Origin of the sequence: Streptomyces hilarionis (assembly GCF_024539675.1) — a bacterium.
In the GTDB taxonomy this organism is placed as follows: Bacteria; Actinomycetota; Actinomycetes; order Streptomycetales; family Streptomycetaceae; genus Streptomyces; species Streptomyces hilarionis.
Genome location: NZ_JAHHIT010000678.1, coordinates 1 through 285, shown reverse-complemented (window position 1 = coordinate 285; position 285 = coordinate 1). Strand labels below are relative to the sequence as shown.

Annotated in this window: 1 protein-coding gene; it reads right to left on the bottom strand. The window is 53.0% G+C overall.

Annotated features, from left to right (window positions below; genetic code table 11):
- Positions 1-53: 53 nt before the first annotated feature.
- Positions 54-285 (bottom strand): phospholipase D-like domain-containing protein (locus tag KMS84_RS44495; protein ID WP_256921563.1); only part of this gene is annotated, 232 nt, incomplete at its 5' end.

Genomic DNA, 285 nt, shown 5'->3' with positions numbered 1-285 from the left:
CGTTCGATCCTTGTCCATTGGGTTTTCGTCTTTGTCCATTGGTAGACCCTCGCTCAATATTGCGGCTTGAAAGCTTTGCCCTGATCCCACCGGCTTTGCCAGTGGTTCAGGTATTGCTCGGCGAGATCGGCATCATTCCAAACCACCAATGCGTTCTCGCTGTTGCTCTTGGCGGCGGCAGCGGTGTAGTTGAAGCTTCCGGTTTCTACCGCTTTGCCATCCACTACGATGAACTTGTCATGATGAATCGCGTAAGTGCTGATAGTGCGCGTCGGTATGCCAGCA